Annotated in this window: 21 protein-coding genes; 12 read left to right on the plus strand and 9 right to left on the minus strand. The window is 49.0% G+C overall.

All coding sequences use genetic code 11. The features are described from left to right. On the plus strand, window positions 1-182 hold a 182-nt coding region (locus NNO08_RS21800), incomplete at its 5' end, for a hypothetical protein (protein ID WP_271457517.1). A 46-nt stretch (window positions 183-228) separates the two neighbouring features. Here the strand turns inward: NNO08_RS21800 and dndE are convergent. The 5 genes from dndE to NNO08_RS21825 form a co-directional block, all read right to left on the minus strand. After that, on the minus strand, window positions 229-582 hold the full coding sequence (gene dndE, locus NNO08_RS21805) for a DNA sulfur modification protein DndE (protein ID WP_267457107.1): 354 nt from the start codon (window positions 580-582) through the stop codon (window positions 229-231). Beyond that, window positions 582-2582: a DNA sulfur modification protein DndD gene (gene dndD, locus NNO08_RS21810; RefSeq protein ID WP_271457518.1), complete on the minus strand. Its 2001-nt coding sequence runs from the start codon at window positions 2580-2582 to the stop codon at window positions 582-584. The genes dndE and dndD overlap by 1 nt, the downstream gene beginning before the upstream one ends. After that, window positions 2572-4206: a DNA phosphorothioation system sulfurtransferase DndC gene (dndC, locus tag NNO08_RS21815; protein WP_271457519.1), complete on the minus strand. Its 1635-nt coding sequence runs from the start codon at window positions 4204-4206 to the stop codon at window positions 2572-2574. Before dndC ends, dndD begins: the two co-directional genes overlap by 11 nt. Continuing rightward, complete coding sequence (gene dndB, locus NNO08_RS21820) at window positions 4203-5288, minus strand: DNA sulfur modification protein DndB (protein ID WP_196614802.1); 1086 nt, start codon at window positions 5286-5288, stop codon at window positions 4203-4205. Before dndB ends, dndC begins: the two co-directional genes overlap by 4 nt. Before the next feature lie 144 nt (window positions 5289-5432). Continuing rightward, window positions 5433-5693, minus strand: a complete 261-nt coding sequence (locus tag NNO08_RS21825; RefSeq protein ID WP_196614803.1) for a helix-turn-helix domain-containing protein — start codon at window positions 5691-5693, stop codon at window positions 5433-5435. Between the two features lie 196 nt (window positions 5694-5889). On the opposite strand from NNO08_RS21825, the gene NNO08_RS21830 reads away from it, so the two are divergent. After that, window positions 5890-6216 (plus strand): helix-turn-helix domain-containing protein, encoded by a 327-nt coding sequence (locus NNO08_RS21830; RefSeq protein ID WP_271457520.1) that lies wholly within the window; start codon window positions 5890-5892, stop codon window positions 6214-6216. A gap of 54 nt (window positions 6217-6270) precedes the next feature. After that, window positions 6271-6504, plus strand: coding sequence for a hypothetical protein (locus tag NNO08_RS21835; protein WP_271457521.1), 234 nt, complete (start codon window positions 6271-6273; stop codon window positions 6502-6504). A 100-nt stretch (window positions 6505-6604) separates the two neighbouring features. Here the strand turns inward: NNO08_RS21835 and symE are convergent, their stop codons facing one another. Beyond that, on the minus strand, window positions 6605-6967 hold the full coding sequence (gene symE, locus NNO08_RS21840) for an endoribonuclease SymE (RefSeq protein WP_271457522.1): 363 nt from the start codon (window positions 6965-6967) through the stop codon (window positions 6605-6607). A 777-nt stretch (window positions 6968-7744) separates the two neighbouring features. Between symE and NNO08_RS21845 the strand changes: the two genes are divergently transcribed. From NNO08_RS21845 to pdxY, 3 genes are all read left to right on the plus strand, one after another. Further along, window positions 7745-9115, plus strand: coding sequence for a tyrosine phenol-lyase (locus NNO08_RS21845; RefSeq protein WP_016155590.1), 1371 nt, complete (start codon window positions 7745-7747; stop codon window positions 9113-9115). A gap of 188 nt (window positions 9116-9303) precedes the next feature. Next, on the plus strand, window positions 9304-10569 hold the full coding sequence (locus tag NNO08_RS21850; protein ID WP_271457523.1) for an aromatic amino acid transporter: 1266 nt from the start codon (window positions 9304-9306) through the stop codon (window positions 10567-10569). A gap of 11 nt (window positions 10570-10580) precedes the next feature. After that, window positions 10581-11438 carry a pyridoxal kinase PdxY gene (gene pdxY / locus NNO08_RS21855; protein WP_271457524.1) on the plus strand — a complete coding sequence of 286 codons (858 nt, stop codon included), beginning with the start codon at window positions 10581-10583 and terminating at the stop codon, window positions 11436-11438. A 500-nt stretch (window positions 11439-11938) separates the two neighbouring features. Here the strand turns inward: pdxY and NNO08_RS21860 are convergent, their stop codons facing one another. After that, window positions 11939-13492 (minus strand): L-lactate permease, encoded by a 1554-nt coding sequence (locus NNO08_RS21860; protein ID WP_271449421.1) that lies wholly within the window; start codon window positions 13490-13492, stop codon window positions 11939-11941. Between the two features lie 580 nt (window positions 13493-14072). Here NNO08_RS21860 and NNO08_RS21865 point away from each other — a divergent pair. Genes NNO08_RS21865 through NNO08_RS21875 form a run of 3 tightly spaced genes read left to right on the plus strand, consistent with a single transcriptional unit; the run spans window position 14073 to window position 16918 of the window. Next, window positions 14073-14792: a (Fe-S)-binding protein gene (locus tag NNO08_RS21865; protein ID WP_271442268.1), complete on the plus strand. Its 720-nt coding sequence runs from the start codon at window positions 14073-14075 to the stop codon at window positions 14790-14792. A 10-nt stretch (window positions 14793-14802) separates the two neighbouring features. Further along, window positions 14803-16230 (plus strand): LutB/LldF family L-lactate oxidation iron-sulfur protein, encoded by a 1428-nt coding sequence (locus tag NNO08_RS21870; protein ID WP_103768520.1) that lies wholly within the window; start codon window positions 14803-14805, stop codon window positions 16228-16230. Further along, a complete protein-coding gene (locus NNO08_RS21875) occupies window positions 16223-16918 on the plus strand; it encodes a LutC/YkgG family protein (protein ID WP_271457525.1) in 696 nt (231 codons plus the stop codon). Before NNO08_RS21870 ends, NNO08_RS21875 begins: the two co-directional genes overlap by 8 nt. A 49-nt stretch (window positions 16919-16967) precedes the next feature. On the opposite strand, the gene gntP is transcribed toward NNO08_RS21875, so the two are convergent. After that, the gene (gene gntP / locus NNO08_RS21880) at window positions 16968-18311 is read right to left on the minus strand and encodes a gluconate permease GntP (RefSeq protein ID WP_271442265.1); all 1344 of its coding nucleotides are present in this window, start codon (window positions 18309-18311) and stop codon (window positions 16968-16970) included. Between the two features lie 385 nt (window positions 18312-18696). Between gntP and uxuA the strand changes: the two genes are divergently transcribed. The 3 genes from uxuA (at window position 18697) to uxuR (ending at window position 22388) form a co-directional block, all read left to right on the plus strand. Next, window positions 18697-19881 (plus strand): mannonate dehydratase, encoded by a 1185-nt coding sequence (uxuA, locus tag NNO08_RS21885; RefSeq protein ID WP_271449419.1) that lies wholly within the window; start codon window positions 18697-18699, stop codon window positions 19879-19881. A gap of 82 nt (window positions 19882-19963) precedes the next feature. Then, window positions 19964-21439 (plus strand): fructuronate reductase, encoded by a 1476-nt coding sequence (locus NNO08_RS21890; protein ID WP_271457526.1) that lies wholly within the window; start codon window positions 19964-19966, stop codon window positions 21437-21439. A 175-nt stretch (window positions 21440-21614) separates the two neighbouring features. Then, window positions 21615-22388, plus strand: coding sequence for a Uxu operon transcriptional regulator (gene uxuR, locus NNO08_RS21895; RefSeq protein WP_271442262.1), 774 nt, complete (start codon window positions 21615-21617; stop codon window positions 22386-22388). Between the two features lie 250 nt (window positions 22389-22638). Here the strand turns inward: uxuR and NNO08_RS21900 are convergent. Continuing rightward, a partial coding sequence (locus NNO08_RS21900; protein WP_271455699.1) for a hypothetical protein occupies window positions 22639-22841 on the minus strand: 203 nt, incomplete at its 5' end.

Below are 22841 nucleotides of genomic sequence, written 5' to 3' on the forward strand. Positions count from 1 at the left end.
GTATAAAAAATAGGGTTTTTTCAGATAAATGTAAACATTATGAAGATTCTATATTTCCTGAAACAAAAAATATTTTTGAGCTATCTAAAAATGGAAATTATTGGAATGTTGAAATTATAGAGCAGAGAGGGAAAGATATTGCTAGAAAAGCACCATCTATATGGCCACTGTCTTTTTGCTAATATGATATGATGCATTAATAGCCCTCGATAGAGGGCTATTGCATTTTTATAAGACAGTTACCAAGTCCTTTAAATTTCTATAGTTCCTTAAGGCCGCAATCCCATCTTCAACATGTGCGGCCCAGGCTCTGACCATTTCTTTTTGATCTAACTGTGGATAAAGCATCTTCAACACGAGTTCAGTTGTATGCATTGTTTCGCCAAGCCAGGTAATCTTATCAAGCACAAGTTGACCGTCTAACTTCCTATTATCATTCTCTGGTAAAAAGAGAAATTCACTTTCTACAGAGCGAAAAAATGCAATACGAGCGGCTACGTTTGGAGTAACTCCTGTAAATCCTTTTAGCCTTTTGAGCTGCTCTTCAGTCTGGCGAGTAAGCTGCATTCGATTCGGGAGCATTAAATTGTCTCCTTAGTAAGTTGCCAAAAATATCCTGGTTTCAATGCTGATGATTTGGTATGTGCATTAAATACGATCTCATAAGCATGAGAGATATCATCACGCAATTGGTCCACAAAGTAGCGCTCATCTACTTCTGTATCAGTAGACAGTAGTACAACCTGGTGGCTGGCAAATGGGAAATAGTGATTAATTAACTTATCTCTGTGCTGAGAGTCTAATCGTCCTAATGGTGTGTCAATAATCACAGGTAAATCACGGCCGGAGGTTTTGGCTAATGCTTCAAGAATTGCAATAGCATAAATTTGTTTCTCACCAGCTGAAAGCAGCTTACGATTTATCACATTACCTTTTTCATCAATGAGTTCGACATCAAATGTTTCTGGATTAATATGCGCATTGAGCTGTAAATCTTCTTTACGAGCCAGTTTTCGATAAGCTACTTCGAAATTCGTAGATAGTGTTTTTACACGTGCTTGAGTTAAAACTTCACTGTAGCGATCGAGCAAGCTAATCGTTTCTTGAGCATTATTAAATGCGCTGTTAAAACTATGCTGATTGCGGGCACTATCATGTGCTTTTTGCACTTGACGCACGCACTCTAACTGTTGTTGTTTGGTCCGCTTCGCATCTTCAAGTAAAGCACGATATTCTTGCTTCTTCAGTTCACGTTGTTTATCAAGCTCACGAATTTTATCAAATATATCAAGAAGCTGATCATCCTCTGGTGCTCGAGCAATATTGGCTGCAGCCTGCTCCAGTTGTTCTTCAATTTCAACTAATTGATTACGATAAAGATCAAAACGCTGCCAGGCTTTTTTACTGTCTTGCTCGATAGCTTGCTGAAGCATGCCTGCTTCACGTTCTGATATGTCGAAAAGCAGTTCACCCTTTGGTTTGGTTGCAAGATAATCTTTCAAATTATCCTCAATTGCTTCTGCAGCTATTTTCCCAGAAGTGCTGGAACGGAACGCTATATCGTTTTTAAGCTGAGTTAGGAATTGACCAAGCTCACTTTCAAAGTTTCTGGCTTGCTTGATTTGTGTTTCTGTTGAGATCTGCTCGAGCAATCGTGTTAACGTTTTTGGAGCCAATGCATAAGGTAATGAACCATCACATTCATGACGTAACGCTTTTTCAAGACGGTCTTTTTCTTTCAACAGCGTTTCGACTTTTTGCTTTTCCTGAGCTTTGGTTTGAGCAAACGCTCCACCCTGAGCATTGAGTAGGCCTTCATAGCGAATAATCTCTTTAGATAACAGATCGATTCGTATCTTTGAAAAATCTGCTTTCTCAAGCAGTTGTTCAGTTTGGAATGCGTACTCTTTTATTTGTTTTTCCAGTACAGCAAGTTGCTGCTGCTGTGTAGCTGCAAGTTGGCTCGATTGCTGACGTTTAATAAAAATCATTAAGTCATTACGTAATTTGGCAATCAAATCCAAACCTAATAGACGACGAACTGCGGTTTTCAAAATATTACCCGACTCGTCCTCTGCAAGTTCGGCAATTTTTTCACCATCAAAGAAAAATAAATCAGCAATACCATGAGGGATGAGTTCATTGAGAAAACCCTGGCATTGATCGTAATCCAGTTCTTCTAAAGGGATGCCATCTTGTAAAAGTGATAGCTGGTCTTTCTTTCCTTTCTTCCAGGTTCGGACTACCGTGAACTCGGCTTCCTGGCCACCTTTGTTATAGGTAAAGGTCAACTCTATTGCCGCGTCACTTGGTTGCTCACTAGAGTTTATTCCATTATGAATTAATGAACTTAGTTCATTAATATAGTCCTGGTTTTGTGTTGATAAGCCGAATGCCAGCCGACCATATAGTGCCAAACGAATGGCAGAGAGAATGGATGTTTTACCCGCACCATTTAACCCACCGAACAATACGATAGGGCGTGGGTTGTCATCATTAGGGCGTTGTCTGGGCGCTAAATCGATGATATGTGTCCCATTGAAGACACGAAAGTTACGCAGCACCAGTTGTTTAATTAGCATGTTCGTTTTCCTTACTGGTAAGCAAGTATGATTCACTCGCATCTATAATTCTGCGCTGTAAAACCTGAAGCTCCGCTTCCAGCTTTGCGACTTCCTCTTGATGAATATCTCGCTCGTTGCGTTTCTGCAATGTTTCTTGTTGCTGTTTAATTTCTTCTAGGCTTCCCCAGTCTTGTTTGAGAATTGTACCAAGTTTATCAAATACCCCCTGACGCCTGCTCAGGCCTTCCATCGAGACTTCCAGTTCGATTAACTTCATAACCATCTCAGGTTCAACGTCAAATCCTTGGGCAATTTGTACAAGCAAATCAGCATCACTGGCATCAAAACGAGATTGATCGTCAATGACCCAATCCAGATCCTTTTGATAAACCTCGCGGTAAATACCCGGCAATGAGTCATACCAATCCGGTTCGTTGGGATCTTTCAACCATTCCTGACGGATTGCATGTAGCTCTGGTTGTGTTATCAGCGTAATTTTATGACCTTGAGCATTCATATCACGCTCAATTTCCAATAATTCCTTTAACCATTGTTGTCTGTATTTTAACCAGTACGGACCAGGGACGTGCTTACGTTCGGCACTGATTTCTTCGCCGTCTTTAGCGTATTGGTAACTTACTTTGCCTGTACGACGCTTGTAGTTACGGAAAGTATCTTTATTTGCCGGGTCAGTTGTGAAAGCTAACAGATCGCGATATTTCAGCAGTGGGGACATCCATTCCTCACCATTCTGAATAAGGCTTTCCATCGCTTTATCTTTAGTTACGACAGTACACGTCCAGCAGCCAAAGCGGGAATTACCGCACGAAGGAGTACTGTCATCGATTACCAATGGGCACTCGCCTTGTGCAGAGGAATCCATATAGAGCGTCCAAAGTGGGCGGTTATTTCCACCCCATGGATTTTCCCACTCATCAATATCTTCCGGAGCATAACGGAATGCGCCACGCAGAAGTTTCCACACGTCTTCGACATCCCATGTGTCTATAGGTGTGTAAATAAAGGCATTAGGCAGTGTGGTGTGTCGGGCAAGACGCGAACCATCAATTTTATGCTTTGCGATAACCTGGGCACGTGATGCGCTTTCGCTGCTACGTGAACCCAGAACAACAATGACCTCGTCAAATTGGCTAACTTTATCCTTGATAAAGTCGCTGACCGGATTGATCTTCATGCGTTCTGTACACCAACGGAAGCTACGTGTTGGTGCTGGGTAGCCTTTACCTAGTAAATTCACCCAAAAGGTTTCGTGAGTTTTTGGCATAACGGCGTGTTGAGTGATTGGTAGCCCATCACGTTTTGCACCGCCCTCAATTAACTGCATTGTCTTTTTGATTAAATCGACAACAACGGGGGTTTCTACCAGTGTATCGGATGACACCACAAATATATCTTTGGTACGCATTTCTGGCGGAAGACCCAGCAAAGCCAGGTAAACCAGAGTGATCACTGCTGAAGAGTCTTTACCACCGCTATAGCCAATGACCCATGGACGTTTATCTGCGCAGTATACTCTTTGTACCTCAGCGACATATTCAGCTAGCGGATGTCCAGCAAACTGTTCTTGATTGATGAATTCTTCATAGTCGGCCAGATCGTAGGCCTGAGTTAATTTACTCATGAGACAACCATTTGGGCTTCAAGCTCCTGTTCTTCAGGAGTGAGGGGAATCGACAGTGCAAGTTTAAGTGCATTACAGGTGAGCTGAATGGCGGTTCCCGTCTTACTCAGCTTGCCATGTTGCATTGCACGTTTAACCATTTCGGGATTGCTTTTACGCCAGTCGAAGGATTTAAGTTTCAATATTTTCTGTTGCCATTGTTCTGGCTCTTCAATGATCAGTGAGCGCCCCAAAAGTCCCAGTGCTTGCAAGCCAATACCGTGTGCATGCACGTAGTCTTGCCGTAGCTGAGCGGGGGAAACTTCTTTCCGTGCTGCAAGCTGCCAATCAGGCATAACTTTGTAAATAGCTTGCCAATATTGCGTAGCAATAGCCGTGTTATCTTCAATACTGCCTACTTTCGGGTCTTTACCCAAAAGCGCTCGAGTTGCCTGTTTAATGCTACTTAACGTGAATAACTTATTGGAAAGCATACTGATACTGGATTTTTCAAGCTCGGTAAGGCCGATAAATGGTTCTATTGTCATTGCCAAATAACGCGCCAGATTTGAGCTGACATCACGGTGATCGTAAAGAGCTGAAAGCGATGGACTTGGACGTATAGCGTATTTATTCAAATCGGCAAACATCTGCTGGCTACGTCTTAACCCTTCGTCGACGAAAAAAAGCACCGGGATGTTGTCCTGGCCGAGTTCGGGACGCTCGGCTAAAGCGTCTTCAATTGCTTTACGACGATGTTGACCATCATTAATGAGGATTTGGGCATCCATCGGAACCCTGAGCGTTCCTAGATTATTTGAGTTTTCGTACTCATCAAACTGAACGTCAACGGCAATAGACGCAGTTAATGCAGAAAAAACATAATCTTTAGGGTTTTCAAGTAGGTATCTTACCATCTCAGGTATTCTTGATTTGTTCAGGATGCGTTGAGCACGCAGCTCTGGTGGAACATCAGTTTCATCAAAGCTAAAAATTTTGGGTATGATGCGCATAGGGCAGGTTGCAATGTAAAATGGCCTGCCTGCTTGTACTCCGCGTACAGCGGGGAAAGAATAGCAGTAATCAGCGTCGAAGTTCGCCATGGCGGATTCCCTGTTGTTCGGTTAGAGCTCTTACGTGTTATTTTACGTAAAAGCATTCTATTTATAAATGCTTTCTCTTCTTAAAGCATAATCTGACAAAGTGTCTGAACATTTTTTAGTTGTATTACGTCTTTTTTTACGTAACTACATCTGGGTACGGAACTTACGTATCAAATCACCACGATTTATAAACTCTCCTCCCTTGTAGTATCTTTCTGGCCAGATAACCTCTGGTGGGATGCCAATTGCCTTAGCAATGATGATTTCACCTTTAGGCCATGGTCTCTCCAGAGCATTGCCCAGTGTGGACGAACTCAATCCTGCCTCTCTGGACAGTGCTGCCAGTGACATTCCTTTTTTATGCAATGCCGCAATGATGTCGGCCTTGTGCCAATTTGTGTTCATTTCACTTTCATCTCTGTTTAAGTAACATTACGTATGCTACGTAATTCGTAGTATTTTTCGAGTGATAAAATTACGTTTTTCGTAGTTTTGGAAAGAGGATCTAACTTTGATGAAATTGGTATGTAAAAGATAACGTAATCTTATGCTACGTATTTCGTAGTATCTGAAAAACTCAATAGCTACGATTATCGTAGTTATGAATGATTCTACAATGTACAATCGAACCTTCAGTAAGCGTCTTAAAGAAGCGCGGCTTGCTAAGGGTTTGTCACAAAAACAGCTTGGTATTCTTGCCGGGATCGATGAATTTGTCGCCAGCCCACGTATCAATAGGTATGAGAAAGGGGTTCATCAGGCAAATATTGAAATAGTTCAACAGCTTGCCGATGTGTTGGAGTTACCTTTAGCCTATTTTTATGCCGATGATGATGATTTGGCCTCAATGATAAGAAATTGGTATAGCGCTGATGCTGTGAGGAGGAAAGGCGCACTTAATCTTCTTCTTTCCACTTCTATTGAATGATTGTGGAAGCATTGTTGCGACAGTGCTGTAGTTTTTTTGGGGGGATTTATTTAAATGGCAATGTATAAAGAGATTACTGCTGGTATTCGAGAAAGAACTGGAAAAACAATACATCATCCTTGTTGGATTGCCCATGTAAAGGATATGCATGGACTTACTAAACGACAGCCCCATAATCGTAGAGATCCTAATCAGCGTGTTAAGCCGTGCCCTGAACACTGGATTACAGAGATTGAAATATCATTGATAAAGTTTGGTATGATTCAATCAATTGATAAGAAAAACTAAATACAGAGTAGGTACCCATTTGGATAATACTGTGCTTTCTCGGGATTAATCGTCACTCCCAATAAAGGCGCCCTCAGGCGCCTCAATGACAATCACACTCTCACCCCTTCGACCCTTTCCCCGCAATTACTCCGATAAACTCCAGCACCTGCTTTTGCTTGCGCGCGGAGAGCTTTTCTACTTTGCGCAGGGATTGCATCAGTTCTGACTCTTCGGGTTCAGGTGCGCGAGCGGTTAACACGATGCAGCCTTGCATTACGCACACATCAACGCGGGTGCCGGTGTCGAATCCGGCAGCTTTCAGCCACATCCCCTTCATCACAATGGACGGAAACTGGACGTATTTCACCGGAATACGGCTGTAATCAGGATAACGGCTCGCATAACCCACCTTCAGGCGGCGGTTATCTGCGGCGTGCACTTCTGGAGCAAACGAAACTGCAATACAATGCGTATCAGTCATGGTGACTATTCTCCGATAATAGTTACTGCGATTAGCGATGCGCAGGTGTTGGTGCACCTTCGCATCGCACTAATAAAACCCCTGTAAATAACCCCAGTGAACTGGGGGAGTCCAGATGTAAATACAATGAAATAAGCGCGAATAGCACGCTTTCGGAATAAATAGAAAACGCCCTCATTCCAATAAACCCGGTATTATTCACCGTATAAATTCATTCCCTGTTGCACGCCTCAATATCGCTACGCTCCAGAAAACAACACCGGTTGGCATCAGACCAAAAATGCGATCTAACTCACTGAAGCAAATAGCAAACTCTGAAACAAGCATGTTTTGTACACTTTGCTTTACACTTTTAGTGATATGAATCACAAATATAAACCCGCGAAGTGATCCGACTCTCACAAAATGGGGTGTACTCATTCACCAATACATAATAAGAACAGCCTGGAAAGTTAAGTTTTCAGTATTTCCCTTCTCCAGAGACATGCAACGGTGAAGGGCAAATCAAAACGCAAAAAAAAAGTTGTTGAATATGAACGGGTAAAAAAAAGCCATGTGATTTGCATCACTCACATTTACAGCTTTTTAAATTATTGCCAATGATTAATGTTGACCGTGCTATTTCCATAATCAATCAAATCTTGCATAGTGCCTGCACATTATTTCTCCCCCTGGTTCAGGAGGCGAATAGTTATATTTCATCAAGGCTTACTGATGAACCCGATATGCTTTACTTCACATTAATACGTACATGACCACTGTTACTGGAGAAACAAAATGAATTATCCGGCAGAACCCTTCCGTATTAAAAGCGTTGAAACTGTATCTATGATCCCGCGTGATGAGCGCCTTAAGAAAATGCAGGAAGCGGGTTACAATACTTTCCTGTTAAACTCGAAAGATATTTATATTGACCTGCTGACTGACAGTGGCACCAACGCGATGAGCGATAAGCAGTGGGCCGGAATGATGATGGGTGATGAAGCCTACGCGGGCAGCGAAAACTTCTATCATCTGGAAAGGACTGTTCAGGAACTGTTTGGCTTTAAACATATTGTTCCGACTCACCAGGGCCGCGGTGCAGAAAACCTGTTATCGCAACTGGCTATTAAACCAGGGCAATATGTTGCCGGGAATATGTATTTCACCACCACCCGTTATCATCAGGAAAAAAATGGTGCGGTATTTGTCGATATCGTTCGTGACGAAGCGCACGATGCCGGTCTGAATATTGCGTTTAAAGGTGATATCGATCTTAAAAAATTACAAAAGCTGATTGATGAAAAAGGCGCTGAGAATATTGCCTATATCTGCCTGGCGGTGACGGTGAACCTCGCGGGCGGACAGCCGGTCTCGATGGCGAACATGCGCGCGGTGCGTGAACTGACAGCAGCACACGGCATTAAAGTGTTCTACGATGCTACCCGCTGCGTGGAAAACGCCTACTTCATCAAAGAGCAAGAGCAGGGCTTTGAGAACAAGAGCATCGCAGAGATCGTCCATGAGATGTTCAGCTATGCCGACGGTTGTACCATGAGTGGTAAAAAAGACTGTCTGGTGAACATCGGCGGCTTCCTGTGCATGAACGATGACGAAATGTTCTCTTCTGCCAAAGAGTTAGTCGTGGTCTACGAAGGGATGCCATCTTACGGCGGCCTGGCCGGACGTGACATGGAAGCCATGGCGATTGGCCTGCGCGAAGCTATGCAGTACGAATATATTGAGCACCGTGTGAAGCAGGTTCGCTATCTGGGCGACAAACTGAAAGCCGCAGGCGTACCGATTGTTGAGCCGGTAGGTGGTCACGCGGTATTCCTCGATGCGCGTCGCTTCTGTGAGCATCTGACGCAGGACGAGTTCCCTGCGCAAAGCCTGGCTGCCAGCATCTATGTGGAAACTGGGGTACGCAGTATGGAACGCGGAATTATCTCTGCAGGTCGTAATAATGTGACCGGCGAACATCACAGACCGAAACTGGAAACCGTGCGTCTGACTATTCCACGCCGCGTTTATACCTACGCGCATATGGATGTGGTGGCTGACGGCATCATTAAACTTTACCAGCATAAAGAAGATATTCGCGGGCTGAAGTTTATTTACGAGCCGAAGCAGCTACGCTTCTTTACTGCACGCTTTGATTATATCTAAATTATTTTTATGGCCCCATCACTGATGGGGCTTTTTTGTTTTCTTTTTCCATGAACAGGAAGCCTTTGCGGTGCCCGTTACCGTGACATAACTAAAAGAAGCAAACCCTGACTCCGACATTTTTATTATCCGCATGATGTACAAATGACAGCTGTAATTATAACGAATAGTCTACAGGAACATTTATCATGGATATTAATGCCATTGAGCGACAGAGTAGTACCCCCGGACTGATTAGCGGAACCATGTTGGTTATTGCAACCGTTGTGGGTGGCGGGATGTTTTCCTTGCCGATTGCGATGGCCGGCGTATGGTTTCCCGGCGCCTCTGTTATTCTTCTTTTTATTGCCATCATGATGTTATTAACCGGTCTGATGCTGGTCGAAGTTAACCTGCATTATGGCGCTGGTGCCAGTTTTAATACCTTTACCCAGGATTTATTAGGCCGAAAGTGGAATATCGTGGTCGGTATCGCTTTCGGCTTTGTGCTGTATATTCTGACCTATGCTTATATTTCTGGTTCGTCAGCGGTGATGGCGCAAACCGTGTTCAAATACAGCGGTGTGCGCTTTCCGGCGAATATCTCGGTGGTGATCGTCAGTATGCTGGTCGGGGCGATTGCCTGGTACAGCTCACTGCTGGTTGGGCGCATCACTACCGTGTTGATTATCGGTAAGTTTATCGCGTTCTTTGCCACTTTCTCCGGGCTGGTGGGTCATATTGAGGTGGCGAAACTTGTCGACAGCGTGGCGGTGGCGATGCCCAACTCACAGTACTTGCCGTATATCCTGATGACGCTGCCGTTCTGCATTATCTCGTTTGGTTTTCACGGTAACGTGCCGAGCCTGGTCAAACTGTATGGCAAGGGCGGTGTCTCACATATTACGCGTTCGATTATCATCGGCACGCTGTTTGCCCTGCTGCTGTACATCTTCTGGCTGGGCGTCACGATGGGCAACATCAGCCGTTCCTCATTCCCGCCGATTATCGCCAAAGGCGGCAATATTGACGTGTTTGTCGAGGCGATCAGCGAACTGTTCACCAGCCGGTATATGGATCTGATCCTGACCTTCTTCGGCAACTTTGCGGTAGCCAGTTCCCTGCTGGCGGCGACGCTTGGCCTGTTCGATTACATCGCCGACCTGTTTCATTTCCCGGATAACGGCGTGGGCCGCCTGAAAACCGCGCTGGTGACCTACTTCCCGCCAGCCGCCGTGTGCTTCTTCTTCCCGAATGGTTTTGTGCACGCGATTGGTTACGCCGGTCTGGCCTTTACTATCTGGAGCGTGATCCTGCCGCCGTTCCTGGTGAAAGCCGCGCGAAAGCGTTTTCCGACCGCCAGCTATACCGCGCCGTGTAATAACACCGTGCTCAATCTGGTGATTGTCTGTGGGGCGGTTGTTTATCTGACGGTTGTTCTGGACGTATTTGGTCTGCTGCCAACGTTTCGTTAGACGGAGTCAAAATGAAAAACGTGTTGTCTGTTCAGTCGTCAGTCGTTTATGGCTATGCCGGGAATAAGGCCGCGGTGTTGCCGATGCAGCTCTCGGGTATTGATGTCTGGCCGTTTTACACCGTACAGTTTTCCAACCATACCCAGTACGGGATGTGGCAGGGGATGGCGATGCCGCACGGTGAGTTGAGTGCGATCATCAGCGGGCTGGACGATCTGCAAAAGCTCGCCCAGTGCGATGCCGTGTTGTCGGGTTATCTCGGTGATAAACGTCACTGCGAAGAGGTAAAGCACGCGGTTACCACCATTCGTCAGCGTAACCCACAGGCGCTCTACTTTTGCGATCCGGTGATGGGTGATCCGCAAAAAGGCTGCATTGTCGCGCAGGGTGTGGAGGCCTTTTTTGTCGATGACGCCATTCAACTGGCCGACATAATGGGACCAAATCTCTATGAACTGGGTGTGCTGACGGGCAGACAACTGCGTAGTTTTGACGAAGTAGTGGAAGCGGCGCAGCAGCTGGTAGCGTGGGGCGTGAACAAGGTGCTGGTGAAGCATCTCGGCGACTGCTCGCGTGACAAACAGGCGTTTGAAATGCTGCTGGTGACGGCGGAACAGACGTTACACATCGCCCGGCCGCTGTATAGCTTTGCCAAAATGCCGGTGGGCGTTGGGGATCTGATTTGCAGCGTGATGTTGGCTTCGTTGCTGAATGGCTTTGAGGATAAACTGGCGCTGGAGCGAACGACAAGTGTTGTCGATGCGGTAATGCGGCTGACGAAAGAGCGCGATTCGTATGAACTGCGGCTGATAGACGCGCGTCATCAGATTATGGATCCACAGGTTCGCTATCAGGCAACGGTGATCTGACGCCGCAAGGGGGCTCTGTGTTTCTGACATTGCTGCGGCTTCAGCATCCGTTGGTCTACCGTTTTGCGTGGCTGCGTATTTGGGTCGTGATGTTAAGAGCGTGCGGACTGCGTAAGAGAAAGGGATGAGCATTTTACGCCGCTGTCGCTGCCGGATGCGGCTCGCGCCTTATCCGGCCTACAAATGAGCGTGAAACGCAGGCCTACAAATAAGTGTGAAACGTAGGCCTGATAAGCGAAGCGCCATCAGGCATAAGTGCCAGGTATTACACGCGGAAGTAGCGTGGTGGAATCAACGCGGAAAAGGCGTCGAACTTCTTCACCATCTTTTTCCAGAACAACATAACAATAATCCTCGATTTGAAACATCGGCGCTATTTTAGTCAGCGCCGACAAATCGTAAAGTCTGTTGCCTCGTTCCGTTCCCGGGGCGGTGTAAACCTTTTTGGTCACTGTGTCGTCAAATACGATTGCCGCGAATTTGACGGGGTTGACAATGGTTTACGCCATAAACCAGTAATAAAACAGACCGACTTTCAGGCCGAGGATCACAATGTAGGCGCAGCAGTATTTCATGGTGCCAGACATAATCTGGTTAGCCTGGCCGTCCATTTTGGTGGCAGAAACCGCGATGGCGATGCTTTGCGGCGAAATCATTTTCCCCCCCGTAGCGCCAGAGGTGTTGGCCGCCGCCAGCCAGTTGGGATCGATATGCAGTTTGCTGGCGGCAATGGTTTGCAGTTTGCCAAACAGAATATTCGAGTTGGTATCGCTGCCGGTAACGAACGTGCCCAGCGCGCCAATTACCGGGGCGAGGAATACGTACGAGCTGCCGGTCAGATCGACAATCGACTGGGCCAGCGTGGAGATAATCCCGCTGAGATCCATCACCGTGGCCAGCGCGACGATCGCCATAATGGCGACGATAGAGTTTTTAAGCTGGAAAATTGTTTTGATAAATACTTCCAGCATCCCACGTGCGGACGCTCCCTGAATAAAACCGCCGATAATGGTCGCAAAGATGATCAGCATCCCCGGCGTGGTCACCCATTCCACTTTCAGCGCCATCGTTTTGCCGTCAGCGAGCGTGAAATGCAGCACCGAAGCCAGTTGGGACGCTGCGCCTTTTATTGTCGGGAACAGCGGCGAACACAGCAGGATAAACACAAAAATAAACAGATAAATAGAGCCAACCCGGAACAACACTTTTGCCGAGCGCGGCGTGGTTTCGCGGGTATGGCTGACCTCAATGCGCCACTCGGGATCGGTTTTCCCTTTGCGCAGGCGACTGACCATCGCCACGGCAAACAGGCTGACCAGGCTACCGGCAAAGGCGGGTAATTCCGCGCCAAGATGGATGGCGACAAAATATTGCGGAACCAGCGTGGTGATGCCGCAAATCAGCGTGATCAGAAATACGCCGCGAATAGCTTTCAGGCCGCCGCCAATAATACAAATAATCACAAACGGCAGCAGGATATTAAACAGCGCGAGTTGTAGAATAATGGTTCCGCCCAGGGTATAAACCGGCAAGTTAACCTGTTCCGCCAGTATGGAGACGGGAATACCCACCGCACCAAACGCTGTAGGTACGGTGTTTGCCACCAGTGACGCAATTGCTGCCTTCAGCGGGTTGAATCCTAGTGCGATGAGAATGCCGATCGGAATGGCGACCGCCGTGCCATAACCTGCAGCGGCTTCCAGGAATCCGCCAAAACACCATGAAATCAGCAGCACCTGAATACGCTTATCTTCGCTAATGCTGGCGAGAATATCGCGCAGAATATCCAGCGCTTTGGTTGCCTGCATGACGTTATAACTAAAGATAGCGCCGAGGATCACAATCACAATCGGCCATAATCCCTTCAGTGCGCCATAGCCTATTGCGGCTTGCAGATTCTGTACCGGCATCGCCCAGAATATCGCTGATAGCGCGGCGGTGAATACTAAAGAGATCAACACGGAATAATGGATGGGCATTTTCAATTTCAATATTAAAAATACCATCAGTAGTAACGGAGAGAGTGCCAGGGCAAACATAAAATATTCGTTCATTGCTATTCCTGATTGGTTTATTAAACCTGATTTATATTTATGGTGGAAAGGCTACATTGACGCATAAATAAAATATGTAAACTGAATCGCTTCAGTGAATAAAGTAATTATGATTAATAGTTTTGTAACTATTGTAATCTTTTAATTAAAAGCTTCCGCCAGATAAATATACTTAAGAGTAAGCCTAATACCTATAAGTAGTTATTTAATAACCTTTTTAATAATGGTAGTGACGAGATTAGTAATCACATGAAACTGTTTTTTAGGTTTTAATAACGCGGTGGTTTTCAATATAAAAATGTGAGCAAGGCCGAAAGAAATAAACCAGGGTGTTGCATGTGCGAGTCGATTAGAGGATTATTTAATTTTGTCATACAAATGAAAATACAGACATTTGCGATTGTCCTGATATAAGACACGGAGCGTCGCCAGCAACGGGAAACGATCCGAACATCACCATGGATCCAGGCATGAGTAAAACCAAAAAAACGAAAAACTGGGCGTGATATACGGCTGAACCTTTGCTTGATATCGCGATATCAAGCGCAATAAACAGAAATGAAGCAATGGAGTAGTTATTGTGAATGTAAATTTCTTTGTCACCTGTATTGGTGATGCACTGAAATCACGGATGGCACGAGACTCCGTATTGCTGCTGGAAAAACTGGGTTGTCGCGTGAATTTCCCTGAAAAACAGGGGTGCTGTGGCCAGCCAGCCATCAACAGCGGCTATATCAAAGAAGCGATCCCAGGGATGAAAAACCTGATCGCCGCCCTGGAAGACAACGACGACCCGATTATCTCCCCGGCAGGCTCCTGTACCTACGCAGTAAAAAGCTACCCGACCTATCTGGCCGATGAACCGGACTGGGCGCTGCGTGCCGAGAAAGTTGCCGCGCGTATGCAGGATCTCACCTCTTTTATCGTGAACAAACTGGGCGTGGTGGATGTCGGCGCCAGCCTGCAGGGACGGGCGGTGTATCACCCTTCCTGTAGCCTGACCCGCAAGCTGGGTGTAAAGGAAGAGCCGCTCACGCTGCTGAAAAACGTGCGTGGACTGGAGCTGCTGACGTTTGCCGATCAGGACACCTGCTGCGGCTTTGGCGGGACGTTCTCGGTCAAGATGGCCGAGATATCCGGCGAGATGGTGAAAGAGAAAGTCTTACATCTGATGGATGCGAAGCCGGAATATTTGATTGGCGCGGACGTCAGCTGCCTGCTGAATATTGGCGGTCGACTGCAACGGGAAGGCCAGCCGGTCAAAGTGATGCATATTGCTGAAGTGCTGATGAGCCGCTGAGGGGAATGAGATGTCAATAAAAACCAGCGATGTAGAGTTTAAACTGCGCATCCGTCAGCAGATAGAAGATCCGATCATGCGCAAAGCCGTGGCCAATGCGCAGGAGCGTATCGGCGCGAATCGCCAGAAAATGGTCGATGAATTAGGCCACTGGGAAGACTGGCGCGATCGTGCCAGCCAGATCCGCGATCACGTTCTGAGCAATCTCGACGCTTACCTGTATCAACTCTCCGAGAAAGTGACGGAAAACGGCGGTCACGTCTATTTCGCCAAAACCAAAGAAGAGGCTACCCGCTACATTTTGCAGGTCGCGCAGAGTAAAAACGCGAAGAAGGTGGTGAAGTCCAAGTCGATGGTGACCGAAGAGATCGGCGTCAACCATGTGCTGCAGGATGCCGGAATTCAGGTGATCGAAACCGATCTCGGCGAGTACATCCTGCAACTGGATCAGGACCCGCCTTCGCACGTCGTGGTTCCGGCTATTCATAAAGATCGCTATCAGATCCGCCGCGTGCTGAACGAGCGCCTGGGGTACGATGGTCCGGAAACGCCAGAAGCGATGACCTTATTCATTCGCCAGAAGATCCGCGAGGATTTCCTGAGTGCTGAAATTGGCATTACCGGTTGTAACTTTGCCGTCGCGGAAACCGGTTCTGTTTGCCTGGTGACCAACGAAGGCAATGCGCGGATGTGTACCACGTTGCCGAAAACGCACATTGCGGTGATGGGGATGGAGCGTATCGCGCCGACCTTTGCCGAGGTGGATGTGCTGATCACCATGCTGGCGCGCAGTGCTGTAGGGGCTCGTCTGACAGGCTATAACACCTGGCTGACCGGCCCGCGTGAGGCGGATAACGTTGATGGACCGGAAGAGTTCCACCTGGTGATTGTCGATAACGGCCGTTCGCAGGTGCTCGGTTCTGAGTTTCGCGATGTGCTGCGCTGCATCCGCTGCGGAGCCTGTATGAACACCTGTCCGGCCTACCGCCACATTGGTGGACATGGGTATGGCTCAATCTATCCAGGTCCTATCGGCGCGGTGATTTCTCCGCTGCTCGGCGGCTATAAAGATTTCAAAGATCTGCCGTATGCCTGTTCGCTCTGCACGGCCTGCGACAGTGTTTGTCCGGTACGTATTCCGTTATCAAAACTGATCCTGCGTCATCGTCGCGTTATGGCTGAAGAGGGCATTACCCCGAAAGCCGAGCGCCGGGCGATAAAAATGTTCGCGTATGCCAATAGTCATCCTGGGCTGTGGAAAGTGGGGATGATGGCAGGCGCGCATGCGGCGAGCTGGTTCATCAATGGCGGTAAAACGCCGCTCAAGGTTGGCGCGATTGGTGACTGGATGGAGGCGCGCGATCTGCCTGATGCTGACGGCGAGAGCTTCCGCAGCTGGTTTAAGAAACATCAGGCGCAGGAGAAAAAGAATGGATAACCGTACCGCGTTTTTAAACACCATCGCCCAGGCGCTGGGTCGCCCGCTGCGTTTCGAGCCGCAAGCGGATGCCGCGCCGGTGAACAACTATGCCAATGAGCGCCTGACCGAACTTAGCCCCGAGCTGCGCTGTGATGCGTTTATCCAGTTTGCCAGCGACGTGATGCTGGCCCGCTGTGAGCTGACTCGCGAGGACCAGGCCGCAGACGCGGCGCTTCGTCTGTGCGAAGAATTGGGTCGACAGCCAGTGGTGCTGAGCGGTGACAGCCGGTTGGTGGAACTGGGGATAACCGAACGCCTGCAGCAGGAATGCAATGCCGTGGTCTGGGATCCGGCTCGCGGTAGCGAAAATATTACCCAGGCCGAGCAGGCGAAAGTCGGCGTAGTGTATGCCGAGTACGGCTTAACGGAGTCCGGCGGCGTGGTGCTGTTTTCCGCACCCGAGCGAGGGCGTTCCCTGAGCCTGTTGCCGGAGTCCTCGATTTTCGTGCTGCGTAAAAGCACCATTCTGCCGCGGGTGGCGCAGCTGGCAGAAATTCTGCATCAGAAGGCGCAGGCCGGTGAGCGGATGCCGTCGTGCATTAACATCATCAGTGGACCCAGTTCAACGGCGGATATTGAGCTTATCAAGGTGGTTGGGGTGCATGGCCCGGTGAAAGCGGTGTATCTGATTATTGAAGATTGTTGAGGCAGGATGGAAAACCGCTCTGGCGCTATAGGCCAGAGCGGTATCGACGTTATGCAATCATGCTGATGATCAACACGATTATCAGGCCAACCACGGAGTTTACCAGCTCCAGAAGACCCCAGGTTTTCAACGTGTCCTTCACTGACAGGTCAAAGTAACCTTTGAACAGCCAGAAGGAGGCATCGTTGATATGCGTCAGGGTGTTAGAACCTGCCGCCGTTGCCAGCACCAGTAACGCCGGATCGACCCCCACCAGTTGACCGGTTGCCGGGTCGAGGATCGCTGCGCTAATAATCCCCGCCGCCGTCATGGCGGAGACCACGCCCTGGCCGGTTGCCAGACGAATCAGCACGGTGATCAGCCACGCCATGATATACGGAGAAATATTGCCGTGTGACATCAGCATGCCGATGGTATCGCCGATGCCGGTATCGATAATGGTTTGTTTCAGAACGCCGCCCGCGCCGATGATCAGGATCACCATGGCGATGCTTTTCACCGCGTTTTCAAAGGCGTTCATCACCCATTGCATGTCATGGCCGCGTGCGGTACCAAACAGCACGAAGGCGACAACCATGGCGATAAACATCGCAATTGGGGAGGAGCCTAAGAAGTTGACCACTTCCCACGCCTGCGTCCCTTTGACCAGCCAGATGTTAGCAATGGTGGTGGAGATCATGATGATCGCCGGGATCAGCGGTACCAGAATCGACACACCGAATGACGGCAGGTTGTTCTGGTCAACCGGTACATCGGCTTTCATAAATGAAGGCGTTGGGCGGTCAAGGTTACCGAGGAACTTCGGCAGGATAAGTCCGGCGCAGATCACGCTCGGAATAGTGACCAGAATACCGTAGATATAGACCATACCCATATCGGCACCATAGGCGTTTACCAGTGCCACCGGGCCCGGCTGTGGCGGGAACAGTGAGTGTGCGGTGGTCGCTGCAGCAACGGCCGGAATGGCCAGTTTCAGGAACGGGATCTTCGCTTCTGCGGCAATGACGATCACCAGCGGCGCCAGCATAATAAAGGCAACTTCGTAGAACATCGCCAGGCCGAAGATCAGGCCGATAATGATCACCGACAGCTGCACATAGCGCAGGCCGAGTCGCGCCAGCAGCGTATGAGCAATCTGATGCGCCGCCCCGGAATCGACCATCAGTTTACCGATGACCGCACCGAACACCACGATAATTGCCAGTTCACCCAACGTACCGCCGAAGCCGGATTTCATGGTGTGCAGCAGCTCCATTAAATCCATCCCCGCCAACATGCCGACGGAGAGTGCTGCCAGCAGCAGGGCGACCATTGAGTTTATTTTGAAACGCAAATTGAGCACCAGCATGAGGCCGATGCCGAATACAACCCACAGAATATTGAGAACGTGCATAAAACGTCTACCTTGTTTTGGTTGAACCATTATGATTTTGGTTGAGATGTTACACATATTGGTTAACCATTGATGCGATGAATGTCACAATCCATATTCAATGTTGACATTGATAACAGACAGTTCCCTTTCAGGCCGCGCCCTGCAGGCTCTTTCCCCTTAACTTCATCACCTTACCTCATTATTCGTGCCAGACCACTGATACTGTTTTTGTGATTTGGTTAACCAATTTTGTTGTTTAGGTTGACATGTGGAGGCGAAAGGTAGAATTTATGCGCCATGTCGTCCGGTTTGCTGGCGTTATGCGTTGAGCAACCCGGCAGTTGAGTAAGCAGTGGCTCGCGGCGTTTGCGCCGGGGGCCAACAATGTGAAGAGGTTAAAAGCATGGAACAGACATGGCGCTGGTACGGTCCTAACGATCCGGTTTCTTTAGCTGATGTGCGTCAGGCAGGCGCTACCGGTGTTGTTACCGCCTTGCACCATATCCCGAACGGGGAAGTGTGGTCAGTTGAGGAAATCGAAAAACGCAAAGCTATCGTTGAACAGGCAGGGCTGGTCTGGTCGGTTGTCGAAAGCGTACCGATCCACGAAGACATTAAAACCCGTTCCGGTAACTATCAGCAGTGGATTGCCAACTACCAACAGAGTCTGCGCAACCTGGCGCAGTGCGGTATTCGCACCGTGTGCTACAACTTCATGCCAGTACTCGACTGGACGCGTACCGATCTGGAATATGTCCTGCCGGACGGCTCCAAAGCATTGCGCTTTGACCAGATTGAATTCGCCGCCTTTGAGATTCATATCCTCAAACGTCCCGGAGCAGAGGCAGACTACACCGCTGAAGAGGTCGCTCAGGCACAGGAACGCTTCACCACCATGACCGAAGAAGATAAAGCGCGTCTGACCCGCAATATCATCGCCGGTCTGCCGGGGGCGGAAGAAGGTTATACCCTTGACCAGTTCCGTCAGCACCTTGAGCGCTACAAAGATATCGATAAAGCCGCGCTGCGCGAAAACTTTGCCGTCTTCCTGAAGGCGATTATTCCGGTTGCTGAAGAAGTCGGTGTGCGCATGGCGGTACACCCGGACGATCCGCCGCGCCCGATCCTCGGCCTGCCACGCATTGTTTCCACCGTGGAAGATATGCAGTGGATGGTTGATACGGTCAACAGTATGGCGAACGGTTTCACCATGTGCACCGGCTCTTACGGTGTTCGTGCGGACAACGATCTGGTTGATATGATCAAACAGTTTGGCCCACGCATTTACTTCACCCACCTGCGTTCCACGCTGCGTGAAGATAACCCGAAAACCTTCCATGAAGCGGCGCATCTCAATGGTGACGTGGATATGTATGAAGTGGTGAAAGCGATTGTTGAAGAAGAGCATCGCCGTAAAGCCGAAGGTAAAGAAGATTTGATTCCGATGCGCCCGGATCACGGTCACCAGATGCTGGACGACCTGAAAAAGAAAACGAATCCAGGCTACTCCGCGATTGGTCGCCTGAAAGGGCTGGCGGAAGTGCGCGGCGTTGAGATGGCTATCCAGCGCGCTTTCTTTAGCCGCTAAATCAGACCGGCCGGCAACCTGTCGGGCCGGCTTTTTTCTTTTCTCTTCCCGTCGGTATTTCCGACGGGTTCTGGAGTTCACGATGACAACGACAATTGCCAATAGCAACCTGCCGGTTGCGCGCCCTGCATGGGATAACTCTCGCCTGCAATCCCGTATTGTTCACCTGGGATGCGGTGCTTTTCACCGTGCGCATCAGGCTCTGTACACTCATCACCTGCTGGAAACTACGGACAGCGACTGGGGTATCTGTGAAGTTAACCTGATGCCGGGGAACGACTGTGTACTGATTGAAAATCTGCAAAAACAACAGCTGCTGTATACCGTGGCAGAAAAAGGTGCGGGCAACACCGTACTGAAAGTGATTGGCTCGATGAAAGAAGCCATGCACCCGGATCTTGACGGCTGCGACGGTATTTTGCGTGCGATGGCGCGTCCGCAGACGGCAATTATCTCGTTGACGGTAACCGAAAAAGGTTACTGTACGGATGCCGCCAGCGGTCAGTTAGATCTCAATAACCCGTTGATTAAACACGATCTGGCAAATCCGACCGCGCCGAAATCGGCAATTGGCTATATCGTACAGGCGCTGCATCTGCGTCGTGAGCAGGGTCTGCCGGCCTTTACCGTGATGTCCTGCGACAACGTGCGTGAAAATGGCCACGTGGCGAAAGTTGCAGTACTGGGGCTGGCGCAGGCACGCGACCCGCAGCTGGCGCAGTGGATTGAAGCAAACGCCACTTTCCCATGCACCATGGTGGATCGCATTGTTCCGGCGGCGACGCCAGAGACGTTGCAGGAGATTGCCGATCAACTGGGTGTTTACGATCCGTGCGCCATCGCCTGTGAACCGTTCCGTCAGTGGGTGATTGAAGACAACTTCGTGAACGGTCGCCCTGACTGGGATAAAGTCGGTGCACAGTTCGTTGCCGATGTTGTGCCGTTTGAAATGATGAAACTGCGTATGCTTAATGGCAGCCACTCTTTCCTTGCGTATCTGGGCTACCTCGGTGGTTATGAAACGATTGCCGATACCATGACCAACCCGGCGTACCGCAAAGCCGCGTTTGCATTGATGATGCAGGAGCAGGCTCCCACACTGTCGATGCCGGAAGGCACCGATCTCAATGCGTATGCGACCCTGCTGATCGAGCGTTTCAGCAATCCATCCCTGCGTCATCGTACCTGGCAGATTGCCATGGATGGCAGCCAGAAACTGCCGCAGCGCCTGTTGGACCCTGTTCGTCTGCACCTACAAAACGGCAGCGACTGGCGGCACCTGGCGCTGGGTGTGGCGGGCTGGATGCGCTATACCCACGGCGTGGATGAGCAGGGGCAGACCATTGACGTTGTCGACCCGATGCTGGCGGAATTCCAGCGCATCAATCAGCAGTATCAGGGCAGTGAACGCGTTATGGCCCTGTTGGGATTAAGCGGGATCTTTGGCCATGATTTAGCGGAAAACGCGGATTTTGTGGAAGCAATTATCGTGGCTTATCAGCAACTGTGCGAGAAGGGCGCGCGCGAGTGTGTCGCAACACTGCACGCTGACGCATAACGCCCGAACTATGACGGGTCAATCAAAATATCTGTTTGGTTGACCCGTTTTCTGTTTTTGGCTTGCCGCAAATGCTATAGTTCAGGCGACATAAAGGTTATTTGTAGGCCTGATAAGGTGCGTCCTGCCATCCGACCTACGGATCTGAATAAACGCATCTGACGGATAGAACATAATGAAATCGAACACTTCTCAGCAAAGACCCTACCAGGAAGTGGGTGCCATGATCCGCGATCTCATTGTCCAGACGCCATACCAACCCGGCGAGCGCCTGCCCCCGGAGCGTGAAATAGCCGAGATGCTCAATGTCACCCGCACGGTGGTGCGCGAAGCGTTAATCATGCTGGAAATTAAAGGGCTGGTGGACGTGCGGCGTGGTGCCGGGATCTACGTTCTCGACAACGCTAACGCGCAGACAATCGACAGCACGGATATTAATCATTGCAATGATGCGGGGCCTTTTGAGCTGTTACAGGCACGCCAGCTATTAGAGAGCAATATCGCCGAGTTTGCCGCATTGCAAGCCACGCGCGAGGATATCGTCAAAATGCGCCAGGCATTGCTACTGGAAGAACGTGAGCTGGCCTCCAGCGAACCAAACGGCTCGGAAAGCGGCGACATGCAGTTTCACCTTGCCATTGCCGAGGCCACGCACAACAGTATGCTGGTCGAGTTATTTCGTCAGTCATGGCAGTGGCGTGAGAACAACCCGATGTGGATCCAACTGCACAGCCACCTTGACGATACCCATTACCGCAAAGAATGGATGGGCGACCACAAGCAGATCCTGGCGGCACTCATTAAAAAAGATGCCCGCGCGGCCAAACTGGCAATGTGGCAGCATCTGGAAAACGTTAAACAGCGACTGCTGGAGTTTTCAAACGTTGATGATATCGACTTTGATGGTTATCTGTTTGACTCCTGGCCGTTGGATACGGTTAACGCCTGATTTTTCTTCCCTTTTACAACGTGGGCCATCCCGGCCCACGTATCACTTCCCACTGATTTCCTCTGACTATTTTCCCCGTCCGGACGCGACGTAAAATAATGTTTCCATCAATGCAGATGGCGTTTTTTGCAGCGTTATCGCGGGGCGAAAATTGACATATATCAATTAAAAACAACTTATTTTTGCGTGCAAAAAAATGCATCATTTACCTTATTTTTACCTTTTCGTGCTTATTTTTCGACAAAACAGGTCAATGCGAAGTGAGAATCACATTGATTTTCCCAACGGTTAGTGCCGTTAATGTGTACTTAAAGGCGTATAAAAACAGAGGATTTGGATAAAAGTAGACATTAATCACGCTCCGTAACCTATTGGTCAGAATGATGTTTTGATTGCGCAGGTTGATGACTCGTCCAGCCGCTCCCATTTTAATCAAATGAGTAAGAAAAAATA

Origin of the sequence: Citrobacter sp. Igbk 17 (genome assembly GCF_028069775.1) — a bacterium.
Lineage (GTDB): Bacteria > Pseudomonadota > Gammaproteobacteria > Enterobacterales > Enterobacteriaceae > Citrobacter.